We start from the raw sequence: 19,017 nt of genomic DNA, 5'->3' as shown, positions 1-19,017 counted from the left end.
TTCGGAACGTGCATGTACCTGACGGATTCATCAACGCCCCCGTATCGGCCGCCGCCGGTGTCGTCGCCGCCGGCGCCGTCGCGATCGGCCTGCGCGGGGCGCGGCGCGAACTGGACGAGAAGACCGCGCCGCTCGCCGGTCTCGTCGCCGCCTTCGTCTTCGCCGTACAGATGCTGAACTTCCCGGTCGCCGCCGGGACCAGCGGACACCTGCTCGGGGGCGCGCTCGCCGCGATCCTCGTCGGACCGTGGACCGGCGTCCTGTGCATCGCCGTCGTCCTGCTGATGCAGGGCATCCTCTTCGCCGACGGCGGCCTCACCGCCCTCGGCGTGAACATCACCGTCATGGGCGTCGTCACCGTCGTCGTCGCGTACGCGCTCTTCCGCGGCCTCGTCCTGCTGCTGCCCCGCACCCGCGCCTCGGTGACCGCGGCCTCCTTCGTCGCCGCGCTGGTCTCCGTACCGGCGGCCGCCGCCGCCTTCACGCTCATCTACGCGATCGGCGGCACCACCGACGTACCCGTCGGCAAGGTCCTCACGGCCATGGTCGGCGTGCACGTCCTCATCGGCGTCGGCGAGGCCGTCATCACCATGCTGACCGTCGGCGCGGTGATCGCCGTCCGCCCCGACCTGGTCCACGGCGCCCGCGGCCTCACCGCCCCGCTCAAGCTCCGCGTCGACGGGGAACTGGTCGACGCGGCCCCCGCCGCCGCCCCGGCGGCCACCCGCTCCCCGAAGAAGCTCTGGATCGGCGGCGTCGTCACCGCCCTCGTCCTCGCCGGCTTCGTCTCCTTCTATGCCTCCGCCAGCCCCGACGGCCTGGAGAAGGTCGCCGCCGACAAGGGCATCGACGCCAAGGCCGAGGACCACGCCGCCGCCGGCTCCCCGCTCGCCGACTACGGCGTCAAGGGCATCGAGGCCCCCCGCCTCTCCGGCGGCCTGGCCGGCGTGATCGGCGTGGGCGCGACCCTCGCCGCCGGCACCGGCGCCTTCTGGGTCGTACGCCGCCGCAAGACCGCCGCGCTGGAGGCGTGACATGGGAGCGGGGCACGCCCACAAGCTCTACCGGCACGCACACTCGCCGGTCCACGAGCTGCCCCCGCACACCAAGCTCGCCGCCGTCCTCGGCTTCGTCGTGGTCGTCGTCTCGACGCCTCGCGAGGCCGTCTGGGCCTTCGCTCTCTACGCCGTCCTCCTCGCGGCCGTCGCCGCGAAGGCCCGCGTCCCGGCCGGCTTCCTGCTGAAGCGGCTGCTGATCGAGGTGCCGTTCGTCGCGTTCGCGCTGCTCATGCCGTTCGTCGTGCCCGGCGCGCAGACCACCGTCCTCGGGGTGTCGCTGAGCGTCCCCGGACTCTGGGGCGCCTGGAACGTCCTCGCCAAGGGCACCCTCGGCGTCGCCGCCTCCGTCCTCCTGGCCTCCACCACCGAACTGCGGGAGCTGATCCTCGGCCTCCAGCGGCTGAAACTGCCGCCGCTGCTCGTCCAGATCGCCTCGTTCATGATCCGGTACGGCGACGTCATCACCGACGAGATGCGCCGGATGTCCGTCGCCCGCCGCTCGCGCGGCTTCGAGGCGAAGGGCGTCCGCCACTGGGGCGTCCTCGCGAAGTCCGCCGGCGCGCTCTTCATCCGCTCGTACGAGCGCGGGGAGCGGGTCCACCTCGCCATGGTCAGCCGCGGCTACACCGGCAGCATGCCGGTCATCGACGAGGTCACCGCGACCCGCGCCCAGTGGGCGTACGCCGCCGCGCTCCCGCTCACCGCCCTCCTGATCTGCCTCCTGGGATGGACCCTATGACCGCCCCCTCGCTCGAGGTCACCGGCCTCGCGTACGCCTACCCCGACGGCCACCAGGCCCTCTTCGGCGTGAACCTGACCGTCGCGCGCGGCGAACGGGTCGCCCTGCTCGGCCCCAACGGCGCGGGCAAGACCACCCTGGTCCTCCACCTCAACGGCATCCTCACCGGCGGCGCGGGGACGGTCACCGTGGCCGGGCTGCCCGTCGGCAAGAAGCACATGGCCGAGATCAGGCGCAAGGTCGGCATCGTCTTCCAGGACCCCGACGACCAGCTGTTCATGCCGACCGTGCGCGAGGACGTGGCCTTCGGCCCGGCGGCGGCGGGCGTCCGGGGCGCCGCGCTCGAAGCCGTCGTCCACAAGGCCCTCGAACGGGTCGGGATGGCGGAGTACGCGGACCGGCCGCCGCACCACCTCTCCTTCGGGCAGCGCCGCCGGGTCGCCGTCGCGACCGTCCTCGCGATGGAGCCGGAGATCCTCGTCCTCGACGAGCCGTCCTCCAACCTGGACCCGGCCTCCCGCCGCGAGCTCGCCGACGTCCTGCGCGCCCTCGACGTCACCGTCCTCATGGTCACCCACGACCTGCCGTACGCCCTGGAGCTCTGCCCGCGCGCGGTGATCCTCAGCGAGGGCGTCCTCGCCGCCGACGGGCGGACCGGCGAGATCCTCGCCGACGAGGAGCTGATGGCCCGGCACCGCCTGGAGCTGCCGTTCGGCTTCGTCCCGCAGTCGGTCGCCTGACCCCCCGGAATCGGACCCCGGCCGCCCGCGTTGCACCATGGGAAGCCGGATTCACGAGCAGGGAGTGGTGGCACAGGTGGACGTCCAGGGCACGGTGGCGGCGGGCTGGGAGCCCGTCAGGGACGCGTTCCTGCGCAACTTCGAACAGCGCGGTGAGCGGGGCGCGGCCGTCGCCGTCCACCGCGACGGCGCGCGGGTCGTCGACCTGTGGGCGGGCAGCCGTGACGTGGACGGTACGGACCCGTGGACGGCCGACACCGCGCAGGTCGTCCGCTCGGCCACCAAGGGCGTCGCCGCCGTCGTCCCCCTCCTCCTGCACCAGCGCGGACTGCTCGACCTGGACGCCCCGGTCGCCGCGTACTGGCCCGAGTTCAAGGCCGCGGGCAAGGACCGGGTGACCGTACGACAGCTCCTCGCGCACCGGGCGGGGGTCCCCGTACTGGACCGCCCGCTGACCCTCGCCGAGGCCGCCGACCTGGAGACCGCGACCGCCGCCATAGCCGCCCAGGCCCCCGTCTGGGAGCCCGGCACCGCGCACGGCTACCACGCCCACACCTTCAGCTGGCTGCTCTCCGGCCTGGTCCACCGGGTCACCGGCCGCACCATCGGCCACTGGGCCGCCGAGGAGATCACCGGCCCCCTCGGCCTCGACCTGTGGATCGGCCTCCCCGAGGCGGAGGCCCACCGGGTCGGCAGGATCGGCCCCGTCGAGGAGATCGAACCGTCCGGCGGCGGCGCCCTCAGGCTCCGCCCCAAGCGCTCCGTCACCGAGGCCTACCAGAACCCGGACTCCCTCACCCGGCGCGCCTTCGGGGTCATCGACCCCAAGCCCGACGAGAACGACCCGGTCTACCGGGCCGCCGAACTCCCCGGCTCGGCCGGCGTCGCCACCGCCCGCGCCCTCGCCCGCTTCTACGCCGCCACCCTCGGCCCCGTGGACGGCGGCGCCCGTCTCCTCACCCCCGAGAGCCTCGCGCTCGCGCGGACCGAGCAGTCGGCGGGCCCGGACGAGGTACTGATGGTCGGCACCCGGTTCGGCCTCGGCCACATGCTGCACGGCGCGGCGTCCCCGCTCCTCGGCCCCTCCTCCTTCGGGCACCCGGGGCGCGGCGGCTCGCTCGGCTTCGCGGACCCCGACACCGGGATCGCCTTCGGATACGTCACCAACGGCATGCGCAGGACGGTCACCGCGGACCCGCGCGCCCAGTCCCTCGTCCGGGCGATACGGGCGGTCGCCGACCTGACGTCCTGAGCGCGCCGCGGGCGGTCGCGGCGCCGGCGTCCGGGGTGCGGGCGCGGACCTGACATTCTGAGCGGCAACCTGGCGGGTACATGATCAACCGGCCGGTAACGTGTGCCCGCTCCACCGCCCGGTGGACCAGGCGCACGGGGGCGCATGTGATCGAGATTCCGTCGAGGACATCCGGACGCGGGACGGTTCGGATCGCCGACAGCAGGCTCTGGGAGACGTACGGCAGCATCGGGCTGCTGTCCTCGTACCCGGGGCTCACACCCTGGCCGTACACCAACTGGGGGAGAGCGGCCCGCCGTTCGCTCGCACGGGCCGACGTGACCGTCCCCGGCTGGCTCCTCCACCTCCACCGGACCGGCGGCGGCACCCTGCCGTCCTTCCTCCTCACGGTCCCCTCCTCGGCCGGAACGCCCGACCCGGCGGCGGAGATCGCCGCACTGGGCGCCGTGACCCCGGCCCGGATCCGCGAGGAACTGGAACGCCGGTTCCCGCAGGGCGTCCCCGCAGAGGTGCGCCCGCTGCACGCGGACCCCGAGGCGCGGATGGCGGAACTCCGCGCCTTCCTGCCCCGCTACCGGCGGGCCGCCCTGGCCCCGTTCGAGGACTCCCTGCGGGCCGCCACGGAGGAGGACATCCTGCTCCGCGCCCGCATCCTCGCCACCCAGGGCCCGGACCGCCTCCTCGGCACGCTGCGCGGGAACGGGCTCCGGGTGCCCGAGACCGGACGACTCGTCCTCGTTCCGCTGGTGTTCGGACGCGGAACATCCCTCCTCGTCCGCGCCCCGAACAGCGTCACGGCCGTGTCCTACCAGGCCGAAGGGGCCGCCGTACTGGCCGGCGGAGTGCGCTCCCACGGCGGGCGGACCGGTGAACCCGCGCGCGGGGACCGCCTGGAGATCCTGCTCGGCCGCAGCCGGGCGGGCGTCGTGCGCGGCCTCGTCGCGCCGACCACCACCTCGGACCTGGCGACCACGCTCGGCCTCGCCCCGAGCACCGTCTCCGAGCACCTGACCTCGCTGGTGGCCGCCGGGGTGGTCCGGCGGCGGCGGGCGGGCGTACGGGTGCTGTACGAACTCGACGGCTCGGGAGTCGAGCTGCTGAGGCACCTCGATCACGGGCGTAGGGTCAACCAGCCGTAGGCCACAAGTAGTTGAAACACGCCGCAACAAGGAGGAACCGCATGACCACGGACGCCGAGAAGGCTGTCGGGGCCGGCACGGACGCCGGGGCGACCCACGCCGCGTACGAGAAGCTGCTCGCCCTGCTCGACGAGCGCGGGGCCGCCTACCGGGTGATCGAGCACGCGCCGGAGGGCGGCACCGAGGCGGTCAGCGCGCTGCGGGGCCACACCCTCGCCGAAGCGGCCAAGTGCATCATCGCCATGGTGAAGATCGGCAAGAAGGAGAAGCGCTTCGCGCTGGTCGTCGTCCCCGGTGACCGGCGCATCGACCTCAACGCGGTGAAGGCGCTGTACGGAGGCACGTACGTCTCCTTCGCCTCCCCGGAGATCGCCGAGGAGCTCGCGGGCTCCCCGAGCGGCACGATCCTGCCGTTCGCCTTCGACGAGCGCCTCGAACTGCTCGTGGACCCCGACCTGCTGACGCACGAGGAGTTCTACTTCAACGCGGCCCGGCTCGACCGCTCGCTCGCCCTGTCGGCGGCGGACTACCGGTCGATCGCCGAGCCGCGCGTGGAGCGCGTCTCGGCCGTCTGACCCCTCCGGGCCGCGCTCACGCCATGGACGGCGTCAGCGCGAGCACCATCCCCAGCCCGACGAGGACGGTCCCGATGACCTTGTTGAGCACGGTCTGCCGCTGCAACAGCCGGGCGCGCAGGCTCTGGTTGGAGAAGAGGAGCGCGGCCAGCGAGAACCAGACGAGGTGGGCGACCGACATGAACAGGCCGTAGCCGACCTGCTGGAAGACGGGGGTGTCGGCGCTGACGACCTGCGTGTACGTGCTCAGCACGAACAGCATGGTCTTCGGGTTCAGCGCGTTCGTGAGGAATCCGGTCCGCAGCGCCCCCGCCTTCGACAGGCCGGCGTCGTCCGACAGGTCGATGTCCACCTGCGCCTTGGTGACGAACGTCTTGTATCCGATGTAGACGAGATACGCGGCGCCGATCAGTTTCATCGCCGTGAAAAGCAGCGGAGTACGGGAGACCAGAAGTCCCACGCCCAGCATGGTGTAGGTGACGTGGACGAGAACGCCCAGGGAAATTCCGACGGCCGCGAGAACTCCGGCCGTCCGTCCGTACAGATAACTGTTCCGGACCGTCATCGCGAAATCCGCGCCGGGGCTGATGACGGCCAGGACGGTGATGACCGCCACGGCGATGAGCTGACCCATTTTCCGGTCTTCCCGTCTTCCTGCTCGAAGGGGTGCGCGGGCGGGGGGCGGGCGCCTTCGTGGACGCCGGCCCCCCGCCCGCGTCTGACATCAGGGCTTGTGACGGTAGGTGATGACCAGGACGTCGCGCGAGGCCGGGGCGGCGGGATCGATCTGCTCGATGGGCGTGACGCCGTGGTAGACCCGCTCGTCGTTGACGAGGGCCACGTCCAGGAGGTCGGTCAGGGCGAACTTCTCGACCGGCTGCTTGTCCAGGTCGAAGACGGTGCTCTCGCCGCCGGTGGCGTTCGCGCGGCCGATCATCGCCATCAGGACGAAGGTGACGCCGTCCCGGTGCACCCCCTCCGGCGTGGGCAGACCGACCTCCTCGCCGTCGACCTCGATGCGGAACTGGTGGGCCTCGACGTGCCAGCCGGAGTACGGGGCGAGCCGCCCGAAGACGTCGCAGCCGAGGGTCAGCAGGCTGTCCATGGTGCGGCCGCGCAGGATCTCGTCCTCGAACGGCTCGTAGTGCCGGGCCACACCGCCGTTGAGGTTGTTGTAGTCGAGGCCCTGGTAGTGCGGCTGGTGCGGCTCGACCCGGTAACCGGCGCCCGCCCGGGGCGCGCTGAGCGTGGCGTGGCGGCGGCGACGGTAGCGGCCGCCGTCCGCCATGTAGCTGTCGAGCGGCATCCGGGACCAGCTGTCGCGGAAGGGTTCGAGGTCGTCGAGGGCGTTCTCGGAACGGTGCAGGAGAAGCTGCTTCACCTTGTCGCCGGATATCAGGTCGTAACTCCGGGAGGAAAGGGCCTCGGCCATTTCCTCCACGCCGGAGAGATAGAGCGAGGACTGTGAGGACGGCGAAGACATGATTCCCCCTGATGAACAAGTGATCGTCGGCGGAGTAGATCGTGGTATTCGCGCCAGGGGTGTGTCAAAGACTTTCGGCTGTGGCCGAATTGCGGTGGGTGCGTGTATTTCCGTACGAGGAGGGGTGGCGCGGAACGGGCCCGGGATGCTGGGATCGGGGCCATGGAGAGCGTGGACGGCATGGGCGACGGGCAGGACACGGACCGCACGGACCCGGGGCGACGCTTCGGCGGGTACGCGGTACTGATCACGGGCGCGGCCCGGGGGATCGGCGCGGCCACGGCGCGGCGCCTGGCGTCGGAGGGGGCGCGGGTCCTCGTCACGGACATCGACGAGGAGGAGGCGGCCCGGACGGCGGCGGGGATCGACGGCGCGGAGTCCCTGCGCTGCGACGTGGCGGACCGGGAGTCGGTCGAGGCGGCGGTGGCGTACGCGCTCCGCGTCTTCGGCCGCCTGGACGTCCTCGTCAACAACGCGCTCGGCCCGGTCGCGCCGGACCGGGACCGCTTCGAGGACGAGCCGGACGAGGTCTGGAGGGTCCAGCACGACGTCACGTTCATGGGCGCGGTCCGCTGCTCGCGCGCGGCGCTGCCGCACCTGGCGGCGGGCGGGCGGGGGGCGATCGTGATGATCGGCTCGGTCAACGCGGAGGCGGACTTCGGCGGTCACGCGTACAGCGCGCAGAAGGCGGCCCTGGCGTCCCTGACCCGCACGCTGGCGGGCGACGCGGCGAAGCGCGGGGTCCGCGTCAACCAGATCAACCCGGGCACGATCGCGACGACGGCCTGGCAGGGCAAGGAACCCCGACTGGCGGCCCTGGCGAACCGCGTGTACCCCCTGTCCCGGGTGGGCACCCCGGAGGACGTGGCGGCGGCGGTCGCCTTCCTGGCCTCGAAGGACGCGTCCTGGATCACCGGTACCACCCTCAGGGTGGACGGCGGCCTCCTGGCGGTGAACACCCACTTCGCGGAGGTACTGGGGGAGCCGGGGGAGTAGGTCCTTGGGGCCGGCCTAGTTTCCGACGATCCGACCGGTGAACCCCCGGTCGCGCAGCCGTTCGTAGGCGGTGGTGACGGGTGCGGGGATCGGCTGCTCGATCATGAACCCTTGCTTCGGGTAGATGATCAGCCGCTGGACGGCCCCGACGAGCATGTCGAGCACGAGCCGGTCGTCCCCGATGGAGTCCACGTACTCCGGCAGGGTCATCGGGGAGGACGCGCTGACGATCTCCACCCCTGGCCAGAGCTTGCGGGCGGTCGCGTACGCCCGGCGCTCCTCGTACGGCTTGCTGACGAGCAGTACGGAGGACACGTCGACGCCCCGCTCCGCGAGCAGCTCCCGCGAGAAGCGGATGTTCTCGCCGGTGTTCCGGGCCCGGGGCTCGACGAGCACGGCGTCCTCCGGGACCCCCGACTCCAGTGCCCGCTCCCGGTAGTGCTCGGCCTCGCCCCGGGGCATCCGCTCCCGCGTCGTACGACTGGTGGCCCCGGTGAAGACGAGCAGGGGCACCAGCCCCCGCCGGTACAGCCCGATGGCCACGTCGGCCACCCCGAGATCATGACTCCCGAGTCCGACCCCCACGGAGCAGGCCCGGGGCACGTGCCCCATCCGCTGGAACTCCCAGAGCAGCCGCGCGTCGGACCAGACATGGGCGGAGATCACCGGGGGTCCTCCTGTGCGCTGTCGGGCACGGCGAAGTCGTAGCTCCAGGCGAACCGCGTGGCCGCGTGGACGCCGACGGCGAACTCCACGACGGTGCCGTCGGCGGTGTACACGGTCCGGTGCAACTCCACCACCCACTCTCCCGCACCGAGTTGGAGCAGTGCGGTCTCCTCCGGCGTGGCCACCCGGGCACGCAGTTCCTCGCGCATGTGGTCGATCTCGTACCCCGCGTCGTAGAGCACGCGAAAGCCGCCACCACGCCCGGCGGGCCCCGGCGTCGGGTCGACCAGCCGCGTTCCCTCCACGTGCTCGGGTCGGTAGTAGCTGGTCAGGGTGTGTGTCGGCCGGCTGCCTTCCTTGATCAGTCGCACCCTCGCGTAGACGGGGGCGTCCTCGGCCAAGTCGAACGCGGAAGCGACGATCGCGGGAGCTGCCATGCGACTCACCGTCTGCGTCTGCTCCCCGCGCTGGTGGGTGCGCCCGGAGGCGACGCGGTCAGCGATGAACGCGACCTCGTCGCCGTCGCGCCACTTCGCCTTGTCGTAACGGGTGATGCCGAGCCGCTTCAGCGGCGGCTGCCGCCGTACGACGGTGCCGTGCCCTCGGGAGGAGGTCACGAGGCCTTCGGCCTCCAGTGCCTTGTAGGCCGCGTGGACGGTGGACTTCGATCCCTCGCCGGCCTCGACGAGGTCCCGGATGTGCGGCAGCTGCTGCCCGGCCGCGTACTCGCCGGTCCTGATGCGCTCAGCCAGCTTGTCCGCGAGTTCCCGCCACTTGGGTGCCACGCCCGCTCCTTTCGACACTTCAGTCAAACACAGTCCCAGGACTGTTGACAGTCCTGGGACTGTGCGCCACTGTTGCTCATCGATCCCGCAGTCCCAGGACAGCGGGAGGGTGAGTTGTGAATGAACGGACCCCCGCGACCGAGCGACCGGTCCAGGGGCATGGCCAACGCTTCGAAGGAGCGTCAACGTGAACGACCCTATCGGCTGCCCCGTCGGGGACACCGTCGTCCTGCGCTGGCGGCAGGCCGCCAGGAGCGTGCCCCTGGCGCGGCGTGAGCTGCGGCGGACGCTGCGGCGGTGGGACTGGGACGCCGTCGAGGACGCCGCCTCCCTCGTGCTCTCGGAGCTGCTGACGAACGCCGTACGTCACGGTCGCGTACCCGGGCGGGAGATCGAGACCCGCTTCACCCGGCTGACGGACGAGCGGCTTCGCATCGAGGTCCATGACGCCTCGGAGCGCCGCCCGCTGATGGCCCTGCCGGCCGGTGGGGGCGAGGGAGGGTGGGGTCTGCCGCTGGTGGACACCCTCGCCGCGAACTGGGGCGTCGGCGACCGCCCCGGGCCCGGCAAGCTGGTCTGGGCCGAACTGACCCTGAGCGGCGAGCCGTGGTGAGCCGGGGAACGGGTCTCCACCGCGGGGTCATGCGGTCCCTCACCCCGCGTGCAGCATCAGTCCGATGCCCGCCACCATCAGGCCCGCCGCCGCGATTCTCGGGGTGCCGAAGCGTTCCTTGAAGAAGACGGCTCCGATCGCCGCGCCCACGATGATCGACGACTCGCGGAGGGCCGCGACCGGGGCCAGGGGGGCCTTCGTCTGGGCCCAGAGGACCAGGGCGTACGCCGTCACCGAGAGCGCCGCGCCCAGCAGGCCCCGGGCCGCGTACGGGCGGAGTTGGGGGAGGAGGGCCGCGCGGCGGGTCCACAGGGCGTACGCCGGGATCGCCAGGCCCTCCAGGACCATCAGCCACGCGATGTAGCCGAGGGACGTGCCCGAGGCGCGGACGCCCACGCCGTCGACGACCGTGTACAGGGCGATCGAGAGCCCCGTGGCCCCCGCCGCCGCCAGCGCCGGCCAGTGCGGCTTCGCACCCTTCCCCCGGATGCCCCACAGCGCAAGGCCCGTCAGGCCCGCGCACGCCACCGCCACGCCCAGCAACTGCCCGCCGCCCGGCACCTCGTGGAGGAGGACCGCCGCCAGGACCGTCACGGCCAGCGGCGCCGTCCCGCGCGCGATCGGGTACATCTGCCCGAAGTCGCCGAGCGTGAACGAGCGCATCAGCAGCACCATGTAGCCCACGTGCAGCAGCGCCGACGTCACCAGGTACGGCCACGCGCCCGCCGCCGGCAACGGTACGAACACCGCCGCCGCCAGGCCCAGCAGCGCCCCGCCGCCCGAGATCAGCGTGAACGACAGCAACTGGTCCTTGATGTGGTGCGCGAGGGCGTTCCAGCCCGCGTGCGTGACGGCGGCGACCAGCACCGCGAACGTGACGAGCGGAGTCACTCCGACGGCTCGCGTACGTCCACCAGCGTGGCGCCCGCCTGCGCGACCAGCGTCTTCGGGTCCAGCGCGAACACCGTGTGCGGAGTGCCCGCCGCCGCCCACACCAGCGCGTGGTCGAGCAGGCCCCGGTCCGCGAGCACCCGTGTCCGCGTGCGGTGCCCGAACGGCGGGACGCCCCCGATCGCGTACCCCGTGGTCTCCCGCACCACCTTCGCGTCCGCCCGCGTCACCTTCCCCGCGCCCAGCTCCACCCGCACCCGCTCGACGTCCACCCGCGACGCGCCGTCCATCAGGACCAGCACCGGAACCCCGTCCGCCGCGAAGATCAGCGACTTCACGATCTCGGAGACCTCGCAGCCGATGGCCTCGGCGGCCTGCTGCGCGGTCCGCGTCTCGTCCGGGAAGCGCCGGACCTCGACGTCGAGCCCCAGCTCTTCGAGCGCTGCGGCGAACTGGGGGTGGGCGTGGGAGGCGGCGGACGCGGATGCCGTGGTGGCGTTCTCAGCGGTCATGCGCCGCACGCTAGCGGCCGGTGTACGGGGCACGCGACCGGGTTCCGGTGCATGGACGCGCCCGCCGCCCGCCCCGTCTCAGCCCGCCTTCAGCACCTGCGCCACCACCGGCCCCGCCGCGTCCCCGCCGTGGCCGCCCGACTGCACGACCGCAGCCGCCGCCAGATCGCCCGAGTAGGCGGTGAACCAGCTGTTCGAGGTGGACTGGCCGTCGACCTCCGCAGAGCCGGTCTTCGCGCCCTTGGGGGAGGGAACGCCCGACATCGCCTTCGTCGCGGTGCCCTCGCCCGTCGTCGTCGCCTTCATCATCGCGCGCAGCCCCTTGGCGATGTCGTCGGAGAGCGGGTCGGCGGTGGCGAACTGCCGGTCGTCGAGTTCCCGCGCCACCAGATACGGCTGGAGGAAGCCGCCGTTCTTCGCCGTCGCGGAGAGCGAGGCGACGTTCAGGGCGCTCATCGTGATCTTGCCCTGGCCGATGTACGAGGCGGGCGTCTCGGAGCCCGCGGACTCGGGCACGGAGCCGTCCACCGCCGGGACGCCGATGTTCCACTCCTGGCCGATGCCGAAGGAGTCGCGGGCGGTCTCGCCGAGGGCGGTGTCCGCGACGCCCTTGTCGCTGAGCTTGCCGATCGCCTTGATGAAGGCGGTGTTGCAGGAGCGGCGGAAGGCGTCGGTGAGGGTGCCGTTGTCGATCTTGAAATCCTTCAGATTGTGGAAGGTCGCGCTCCGCGACACCACTTCGGAAGGACACTCGACCCGGCTGCCGGGCGTCGCCAGCCCGTGCTGCATCATCATCGTCGCCGTGACGATCTTCATCGTCGAGCCGGGCGCCTGCTGCCCCAGGAAGGCCGTGTTGAAGCCGCCGGCAGGGCTGTTGGCGACCGCCCGTATCGCCCCCGTCGACGGCTCTATCGCCGCCACCGCAGCCTTCCCGTAGGACTTCACGGCCTTCTCGGCCGCCGCCTGCACGTCCGCGTCGATGGTGGTCTTGAGCGTGCCCGCCTTGCCCTTCTTCAGGACGAGGAGGGTGGTGTCGGCGACGGACTCGCTGCCCGAGTCGATCCAGGTCTCGACCCCGCTGGTGCCGTCCACCTTCGCGCCGTACCGCTTGCGCAGCTCGTCCAGGACCGGTCCGAGCGAGGGGTACTTCTCAGCCGTCAGCTCGACGCCGTTGTGGTCGACCGCCTTGACGGCCGCGGTCTTCGAGACGCCCGTGCGCAGGGTGCCGTTCGCGGTCAGCTTGGGGTGGAGCACGGTCGGCAGCCACTTCACCAGCGGCCGGCCGGTGGTCTGCCCGCGCACCACGGTCAGTTCGGAGGCGTACGACCAGTCCTTCGACACGCCCTCGTACGTGACGGTCGCCTCGACCGTGAACGGCACCGTCGCGCCGACCGGCGTCCCCGGCGTGATGACCGCCTTCGACACCTTGGCGCCCTCGCGGAAACCGAGGACGGCGGGGCCCGCCGTGACCGGGTCGTTCGTCAGCTGGGCCGCCTTGTCCGATTCCCCGGCGGCCCAGGCGGCGAGGAAGTCCTTCGAGGTGGACGTGACCTCGTCGTTCGTGACGGGCCCCGTTCTCGGCGCGTCGTCGGATCTCGTCCCCACGGACGCATCACCGCCGGTGATCCCGTTCCAGAGGTTCAGTCCCCCGTACCCGACCCCGCCCGCCACGACGACGAACACCGTCGCCACTATCGCGGTCTTGGCTCCACTGCGCATGACTGCGCCTCCCCTCCCCAGGTGGACCCATGAGTCAAGCAGTGTCACGGGAGTTGTGTCGAGCAACTTCCGTCACATCTGTCATTCGGGGCGGGGAGAGGAGGCGCGGGAAGGGCCGGGCGGAGGGGCGCGGGCCGGCCGGGGGCCGGACCCGCCGCCTCACACCCAGGTGTCCAGCCACATCCGGTTGCGCCATTGCTCTATCGGAATGGGCGTGCCCGTGTAGATGGGCCAGAAGTAGATGAAATTCCAGACGATGAGAAGGACGAGACATCCCGCCGTCACCGCGCCGAATGTGCGGCGTCTTTCCGATGAACCCGCGGGGCCGATGATCGCGCCCAGCATCATGGCCACCGCCAGACACAGGAAAGGCACGAACACCACCGCGTAGAAAAGGAAGATGGTGCGTTCCTGATAGAGGAACCAGGGAACCCAGCCGGCCGCGACGCCGCAGGCGATGGCGCCCGCGCGCCAGTCGCGGCGGAACGCCCAGCGCCACAGGACGTACAGCAGGGCGAAACAGGCGGCCCACCACAGCAGCGGGGTGCCGAGGGCCAGGACCTCCTGGGCGCACTTCGCCTTCGTCGTGGCCGGGCAGCCGTTGACGCCCGGCGCGGGGGACTCGTAGAAGTACGAGACCGGGCGGCCGAGGACGATCCAGGACCAGGGGTTCGACTCGTAGGTGTGCGGCGAGGTCAGGCCCACGTGGAACGAGTACACCTCGGACTCGTAGTGCCACAGGCTGCGCAGCCACTGCGGCACCCAGCCCCAGGTCCCGCCGCCGCCGATCTTGTCCTGCTGGGCGGCCCAGTCGCGGAAGTAACCCTTGTCGGTGACGAGCCAGCCGGTCCAGGTCGCCAGGTACGTGACGATCGCCACCGGCACCACCGACACGAAGGCCGGGACCAGGTCCTTCTTGATCACCGCGAGGTACGGGCGGACCGCGCCGGCCGTACGGCGCCCGCCGACGTCCCACAGGACCGTCATCAGGCCGAAGCCGACCATCACGTACAGGCCGTTCCACTTCGTGGCCGCCGCCAGGCCCAGCATCACACCGGCCGCGATCCGCCACGGCCGCCACCCCAGGCGCAGGGTCTCCGCGATCTCCGCGTCGGGCCGCAGCACCCCCTCCTCGTCCTCGGGGAGCGCCCCCGCGAGCCGTTTCCTGGTCCGGTCCCGGTCCAGGACGAGGCAGCCGAAGGCGGCGAGCACGAAGAACATCAGCACCTGGTCGAGCAGCGCGGTGCGGCTCATCACGAAGTGCAGCCCGTCGACGGCGAGCAGCAGGCCCGCCAGACAGCCCAGGAACGTCGAGCGGAACAGCCGCCGCCCGATCCGGCACAGCATCAGCACCGACAGGGTGCCGAGCAGCGCCACCATGAAGCGCCAGCCGAAGGGCTCGAAGCCGAAGATCTTCTCGCCGACGCCGATGACCCACTTGCCCATCGGGGGATGGACGACGTACCCGTGCTCGGTCGGCACGAGCACCGCGCCCGGGTCCGTCAGGATCGTCTTGTCGATGTCCTTCGGCCAGGCCCCCTCGTACCCCTGGTTGATCAGGGCCCAGGAGTCCTTGGCGTAGTACGTCTCGTCGAATATCACCGCGTGCGGCTTGCCGAGGTTCCAGAACCTCAGCAGCCCGGCGACCGCCGTGACCAGGAGCGGACCGCCCCAGGCCATCAGCCGCCACAGCCGCTCGGACCGGTCGGGGCCGATGCCGATCAGCGACATGAGGCGCTCGGACGGGCGGACGAACGGGGGGACGAGCCGCTCGCGCAGCCCGATGGGCGCGGCGCTTCCGGTGGGCGGCGCGTAGCCGAAACGACGGAGCCGCTTCTGCCACGAAGAGGGCTCTGCCACGGCGTGCCGGCCCTCCAGGGCCTCGGGTGCGGTACTGGTCACCGCGCCATCGTAGGGAACGCGCCTGTGCGCGTCGCCTGTCCGGGCTGGGAGGATGGTCCGTGTGACAGGAACGCTGGTACTCGCAGGGACCCCCATCGGTGACATCGCGGACGCTCCGCCCCGACTCGCCACCGAACTGGAGAACGCGGACATCGTGGCCGCCGAGGACACCCGGAGGCTGCGCGGACTGACCCGCGCGCTGGGCATCCACACCTCGGGCCGGGTCGTCTCCTACTTCGAGGGGAACGAGTCCGCCCGTACGCCCGAACTGGTCGAGGCGCTGGTCGGCGGCGCCCGGGTGCTGCTGGTGACCGACGCGGGCATGCCGTCCGTGTCGGACCCCGGCTACCGGCTGGTCGCCGCCGCCGTCGAGCAGGACATCAAGGTGACGGCCGTCCCCGGCCCGTCCGCCGTGCTCACCGCGCTGGCCCTCTCCGGGCTGCCCGTGGACCGCTTCTGCTTCGAGGGCTTCCTGCCGAGGAAGGCCGGCGAGCGCCTCGGGAAGCTCCGCGAGGTCGCGGACGAGAAGCGGACCCTCGTCTACTTCGAGGCCCCGCACCGCCTGGACGACACGCTCGCCGCGATGGCCGAGGTCTTCGGCGCCGAGCGCCGGGCCGCCGTCTGCCGCGAGCTGACCAAGACGTACGAGGAGGTCAAGCGCGGCCCGCTGGCCGAGCTCGCCGCCTGGGCGGCCGAGGGGGTCCGCGGCGAGATCACGGTCGTCGTCGAGGGCGCCCCGGAGACCGGCCCGGCCGAACTCGACGCCGAGGAGCTGGTGCGCAGGGTGCGGGTGCGCGAGGAGGCGGGGGAGCGCCGCAAGGAGGCCATCGCGGCCGTCGCGGCGGACGCGGGACTTCCCAAGCGGGAGGTGTTCGATGCCGTCGTGGCGGCAAAGAATGCGGCTGGTCCGGTCCCCGGAAACGGTAAAGGACTAACCTGAAAGGCAAAGCCGAAACCGGTGCCGGGACACTCCGCAGGGTGCTTGGCAAGGGAAGAGCCAAAAGCCTTCCATGGTTCCTTCCGCGCTGATGCGCTCCGGCCCGAAAAGGCGTCCACTGATCAGTGGAGAGGAGCTGGCATGAGCGAGATCACCGGCACCGGCATTTCCGTCGCCCATGAGGCGTACGCCTTCGCCTGCATGCGCTGTGGATACGGCTGGGAGCAGGCGTACGACATCGAACACCACGTCGACGCCGCCGGCCACGAATTCGTCGTCTACAAGGCCGACGGGGAGCGGGTGCCTTCCCCGCTGTCCAGCCCCACCTGCATGAACTGCGGCGGACACGTCGTCCGCATCATGCGCGCGGGGCAGGTGTCGTCGGTGCTCGACCTGATCGCCGCGACCGAGAAGCACCGGCAGGGATCCAAGGAGACGAGGCCCGTGGGACCGGCCGGACCCATCGGCCAGGAGCTGACCGAGGGCGGCCCGGAGCAGCCTCCGGTGCCGCACCACTGGCACCTCTCGGACCTCCTGCACCCGTTCCGGCGCCATCAGTGAACGGCTGCCGACGGCACGGGTAACCATGCGCGCGGGCGCTCATGAGCCTCGTACGATCGGGGCCATGAGTGCCAAGGACGCCCCGCCGCCGCTGCCCGAACCCCTCCTGGTGGAGGTCGCGGACTCGCACACCCATCTGGACCTCCAGTCCGGGACCGTCGAGGAGGCCCTCGTCAAGGCCGCCGCCGTCGGCGTGACCACGGTCGTCCAGGTGGGCTGCGACGTGAAGGGCTCGCAGTGGGCCGCGGAGACGGCCGCCGCACACGAACACGTCCACGCGGCCGTCGCCCTGCACCCCAACGAAGCGCCCCGGATCGTCCTCGGGGACCCCGACGGCTGGTCCCGGCAGGGGGCCAGGGAGGGCGGCGGGGACGCCGCCCTGGACGACGCGCTCGCCGAGATCGACCGCCTCGCCGCCCTGCCGTACGTCCGCGGCGTGGGCGAGACCGGCCTCGACTTCTTCCGTACCGGCCCCGAGGGCATCGCCGCGCAGGAGCGTTCCTTCCGCGCCCACATCGAGATCGCCAAGCGGCACGGCAAGGCGCTCGTCATCCACGACCGGGAGGCCCACGCCGACGTGCTGCGGGTCCTGGACGAGGAGGGCGCCCCCGAGCGGACCGTCTTCCACTGCTACTCAGGCGACGCCGCCATGGCCGAGATCTGCGCCGCCAAGGGCTACTACATGTCCTTCGCCGGCAACGTCACCTTCAAGAACGCCCAGCACCTGCGGGACGCGCTCGCCGTCGCCCCGCTGGACCTGGTCCTCGTCGAGACCGACGCCCCCTTCCTCACCCCGGCGCCCTACCGGGGCCGCCCGAACGCCCCGTACCTGATCCCGGTCACGCTCCGGGCGATGGCGCAGGTGCGGGGGATCGGGGAGAACGAGCTGGCCGAGGCCATCGCCGTGAACACGGCCCGCGCGTTCGACTACTGACCCGGCCGCCGCCCGGCGCTCCATAACGATTACGTTTCGTGGTCGGGTCGTCCGGCTGAGTGACGACGACCGGGGCTAGGGTCCCGGCCTCGTGAGCACTTCCCAGGGCAGTCACCGAGCGGGACGGCGGGGCGCGGCCGCGACGCTGCCCGTGCACGAGCAGCCGACGATGGCGGCGCCCCTCGTGGCGCCCGCCCCGGAGACCGCCCCCGGGCCCGGGGCGGCCGTCCCCGGGCAGGGCTCCCGGGCCGGGTCCCGGCGCGCCGCCCGCCGCCGCAGGGCCTCCGGGCCCGCCGGGGAGGGGCTGCGCAGGCTCGTCCCGCAGGCCCTCGTCGTCGCCTTCCTCGCCGGCGGCACCAGCGCCTTCGTCGCCGACGACAAGGCCGTCCGGCTCACCGTGGACGGCGTGCCCCGCACCCTGCACACCTTCGCCGACGACATCGGCGAACTCCTCGCCGACGAGGGCGTGGCCGTCGGCACGCACGACATCGTCGCGCCCGCCCCCGCGGCGGCCCTGGCCAGCGGCGACGAGATCGTCGTCCGGTACGGCCGGCCGGTCGCCCTCACCCTCGACGGGCAGCGCCGCCAGGTGTGGACGACCGCCCACACCGTCGAGGGGGCGCTGCGGCAGCTCGGCGTCCGCGCGGAGGGCGCGTTCCTCTCGGTCTCGCGGGGGGCCGCGATCTCCCGGCAGGGCCTCGCCCTCGACGTGCGCACCGAGCGGAGCATCACCTTCCTCGCCGACGGGCGCGAGCGGACCGTCCGGACGAACGCCGCGACCGTCGGGGAGGCCCTGGCCGAGGCGGGGATCACCCTCACCGGGCAGGACGTCACCTCCGTCGCCCCCGGCTCCTTCCCGCGCGACGGCCAGACGGTCAACGTGCTGCGGATCACCGGCTCCCGGCAGGTGCGGGAGGAGGCGATCCCGTACGCGGTGGAGACGGTCCGCGACCCGGAGCTGTTCGCGGGCTCCGAGGTCGTCGAACGGCAGGGGGTTCCCGGGGTCCGCCGGGTCACGTACAGCCTCCGAACGGTCAACGGCGTCCGGCAGCGGCCCCGCCGCACCGGGGAGGAGATCGTCCGCGAGCCCGTCAGCCGCACGGTCCGGGTCGGCACCCGGCCGCTGCCCAGCTCCGTCGCCGGGGCCGACGGCCTCGACTGGGGCGCGCTCGCCGCCTGCGAGTCCGGCGGCCGGCCGGGCGCGGTCGACCCGTCGGGGACGTACGGCGGGCTCTACCAGTTCGACCCCGGCACCTGGCGGGCGCTCGGCGGCAGCGGCGTCGCGCAGAACGCGCCCGCCGCCGAGCAGACCTTCCGGGCGAAGAAGCTGTACGTGCAGCGGGGCGCGAGCCCGTGGCCCCACTGCGGCCGAAGGCTGTACGGGTGAGGCGGGGCGGTACGGGCTCCGCCGCGCGGCCCCGGCCCGTCGGGGTGAGGGGCGGGTCCTGCCGCGCAGCCCCGGGCTCGACGCGGGCTCCGCTGCGCAGCCCCCGGCTCGTGCCGGTGAGACCCGGT

20 protein-coding genes are annotated in these 19,017 nt (G+C 72.4%); 12 read left to right on the top strand and 8 right to left on the bottom strand.

Annotated elements, in window-relative coordinates:
• Nucleotides 1-8: 8 nt before the first annotated feature.
• From ASD33_RS05705 to ASD33_RS05680, 6 genes are all read left to right on the top strand, one after another.
• A complete protein-coding gene (locus ASD33_RS05705) occupies nt 9-1,034 on the top strand; it encodes an energy-coupling factor ABC transporter permease (RefSeq protein ID WP_056554324.1) in 1,026 nt (341 codons plus the stop codon).
• Between the two features lies 1 nt (nt 1,035).
• Entirely contained in the window at nt 1,036-1,797 is a 762-nt protein-coding gene (gene cbiQ / locus ASD33_RS05700; RefSeq protein ID WP_056554321.1) for a cobalt ECF transporter T component CbiQ, read from the top strand.
• Nucleotides 1,794-2,537, top strand: a complete 744-nt coding sequence (locus tag ASD33_RS05695) for an ABC transporter ATP-binding protein (protein ID WP_056554318.1) — start codon at nt 1,794-1,796, stop codon at nt 2,535-2,537. The genes cbiQ and ASD33_RS05695 overlap by 4 nt, the downstream gene beginning before the upstream one ends.
• A 37-nt stretch (nt 2,538-2,574) precedes the next feature.
• Nucleotides 2,575-3,789: a serine hydrolase domain-containing protein gene (locus tag ASD33_RS05690; protein ID WP_056554315.1), complete on the top strand. Its 1,215-nt coding sequence runs from the start codon at nt 2,575-2,577 to the stop codon at nt 3,787-3,789.
• 146 nt (nt 3,790-3,935) lie between these two features.
• The gene (locus ASD33_RS05685; protein ID WP_056554312.1) at nt 3,936-4,928 is read left to right on the top strand and encodes an ArsR family transcriptional regulator; all 993 of its coding nucleotides are present in this window, start codon (nt 3,936-3,938) and stop codon (nt 4,926-4,928) included.
• 41 nt (nt 4,929-4,969) lie between these two features.
• A complete protein-coding gene (locus ASD33_RS05680) occupies nt 4,970-5,503 on the top strand; it encodes a YbaK/EbsC family protein (RefSeq protein WP_056554309.1) in 534 nt (177 codons plus the stop codon).
• 16 nt (nt 5,504-5,519) lie between these two features.
• Here the strand turns inward: ASD33_RS05680 and ASD33_RS05675 are convergent, their stop codons facing one another.
• Together ASD33_RS05675 and ASD33_RS05670 are read right to left on the bottom strand one after the other, a co-directional pair.
• Entirely contained in the window at nt 5,520-6,137 is a 618-nt protein-coding gene (locus tag ASD33_RS05675) for a LysE family transporter (RefSeq protein WP_056554306.1), read from the bottom strand.
• Nucleotides 6,138-6,227: 90 nt separating this feature from the next.
• Complete coding sequence (locus ASD33_RS05670) at nt 6,228-6,986, bottom strand: 2OG-Fe dioxygenase family protein (protein WP_056554303.1); 759 nt, start codon at nt 6,984-6,986, stop codon at nt 6,228-6,230.
• A 162-nt stretch (nt 6,987-7,148) separates the two neighbouring features.
• Here ASD33_RS05670 and ASD33_RS05665 point away from each other — a divergent pair, with 162 nt between their 5' ends.
• On the top strand, nt 7,149-7,982 hold the full coding sequence (locus tag ASD33_RS05665) for an SDR family oxidoreductase (RefSeq protein ID WP_242426929.1): 834 nt from the start codon (nt 7,149-7,151) through the stop codon (nt 7,980-7,982).
• 15 nt (nt 7,983-7,997) lie between these two features.
• On the opposite strand, the gene ASD33_RS05660 is transcribed toward ASD33_RS05665, so the two are convergent.
• Nucleotides 7,998-8,648 carry a YdcF family protein gene (locus tag ASD33_RS05660; RefSeq protein ID WP_056554301.1) on the bottom strand — a complete coding sequence of 217 codons (651 nt, stop codon included), beginning with the start codon at nt 8,646-8,648 and terminating at the stop codon, nt 7,998-8,000.
• A complete protein-coding gene (locus tag ASD33_RS05655; protein ID WP_056554298.1) occupies nt 8,645-9,433 on the bottom strand; it encodes a GntR family transcriptional regulator in 789 nt (262 codons plus the stop codon). The genes ASD33_RS05660 and ASD33_RS05655 overlap by 4 nt, the downstream gene beginning before the upstream one ends.
• A gap of 187 nt (nt 9,434-9,620) precedes the next feature.
• Here ASD33_RS05655 and ASD33_RS05650 point away from each other — a divergent pair, with 187 nt between their 5' ends.
• Nucleotides 9,621-10,046, top strand: coding sequence for an ATP-binding protein (locus ASD33_RS05650; protein WP_079044577.1), 426 nt, complete (start codon nt 9,621-9,623; stop codon nt 10,044-10,046).
• 39 nt (nt 10,047-10,085) lie between these two features.
• Here the strand turns inward: ASD33_RS05650 and ASD33_RS05645 are convergent, their stop codons facing one another.
• The 4 genes from ASD33_RS05645 to ASD33_RS05630 form a co-directional block, all read right to left on the bottom strand.
• Nucleotides 10,086-10,937, bottom strand: a complete 852-nt coding sequence (locus tag ASD33_RS05645) for an EamA family transporter (protein WP_056554295.1) — start codon at nt 10,935-10,937, stop codon at nt 10,086-10,088.
• A complete protein-coding gene (locus ASD33_RS05640; protein ID WP_056554936.1) occupies nt 10,934-11,449 on the bottom strand; it encodes a YbaK/EbsC family protein in 516 nt (171 codons plus the stop codon). Before ASD33_RS05640 ends, ASD33_RS05645 begins: the two co-directional genes overlap by 4 nt.
• A gap of 78 nt (nt 11,450-11,527) precedes the next feature.
• Entirely contained in the window at nt 11,528-13,168 is a 1,641-nt protein-coding gene (locus ASD33_RS05635) for a penicillin-binding transpeptidase domain-containing protein (protein WP_079044576.1), read from the bottom strand.
• 159 nt (nt 13,169-13,327) lie between these two features.
• Nucleotides 13,328-15,070 carry a phospholipid carrier-dependent glycosyltransferase gene (locus ASD33_RS05630; RefSeq protein ID WP_056554292.1) on the bottom strand — a complete coding sequence of 581 codons (1,743 nt, stop codon included), beginning with the start codon at nt 15,068-15,070 and terminating at the stop codon, nt 13,328-13,330.
• Nucleotides 15,071-15,122: 52 nt separating this feature from the next.
• Here ASD33_RS05630 and rsmI point away from each other — a divergent pair, with 52 nt between their 5' ends.
• The 4 genes from rsmI (at nt 15,123) to ASD33_RS05610 (ending at nt 18,889) form a co-directional block, all read left to right on the top strand.
• Nucleotides 15,123-16,010 carry a 16S rRNA (cytidine(1402)-2'-O)-methyltransferase gene (gene rsmI, locus ASD33_RS05625; protein ID WP_199863454.1) on the top strand — a complete coding sequence of 296 codons (888 nt, stop codon included), beginning with the start codon at nt 15,123-15,125 and terminating at the stop codon, nt 16,008-16,010.
• Nucleotides 16,011-16,148: 138 nt separating this feature from the next.
• Nucleotides 16,149-16,568 (top strand): hypothetical protein, encoded by a 420-nt coding sequence (locus ASD33_RS05620; protein ID WP_056554286.1) that lies wholly within the window; start codon nt 16,149-16,151, stop codon nt 16,566-16,568.
• A 64-nt stretch (nt 16,569-16,632) separates the two neighbouring features.
• On the top strand, nt 16,633-17,502 hold the full coding sequence (locus ASD33_RS05615) for a TatD family hydrolase (protein WP_056554283.1): 870 nt from the start codon (nt 16,633-16,635) through the stop codon (nt 17,500-17,502).
• Nucleotides 17,503-17,593: 91 nt separating this feature from the next.
• Entirely contained in the window at nt 17,594-18,889 is a 1,296-nt protein-coding gene (locus ASD33_RS05610; protein WP_056554280.1) for a resuscitation-promoting factor, read from the top strand.
• The last annotated feature ends 128 nt before the right edge of the window (nt 18,890-19,017 follow it).

The organism is Streptomyces sp. Root1304 (assembly GCF_001426405.1).
Classification (GTDB): Bacteria; Actinomycetota; Actinomycetes; order Streptomycetales; family Streptomycetaceae; genus Streptomyces.
This window is presented reverse-complemented; position numbering and strand designations above follow the sequence as displayed.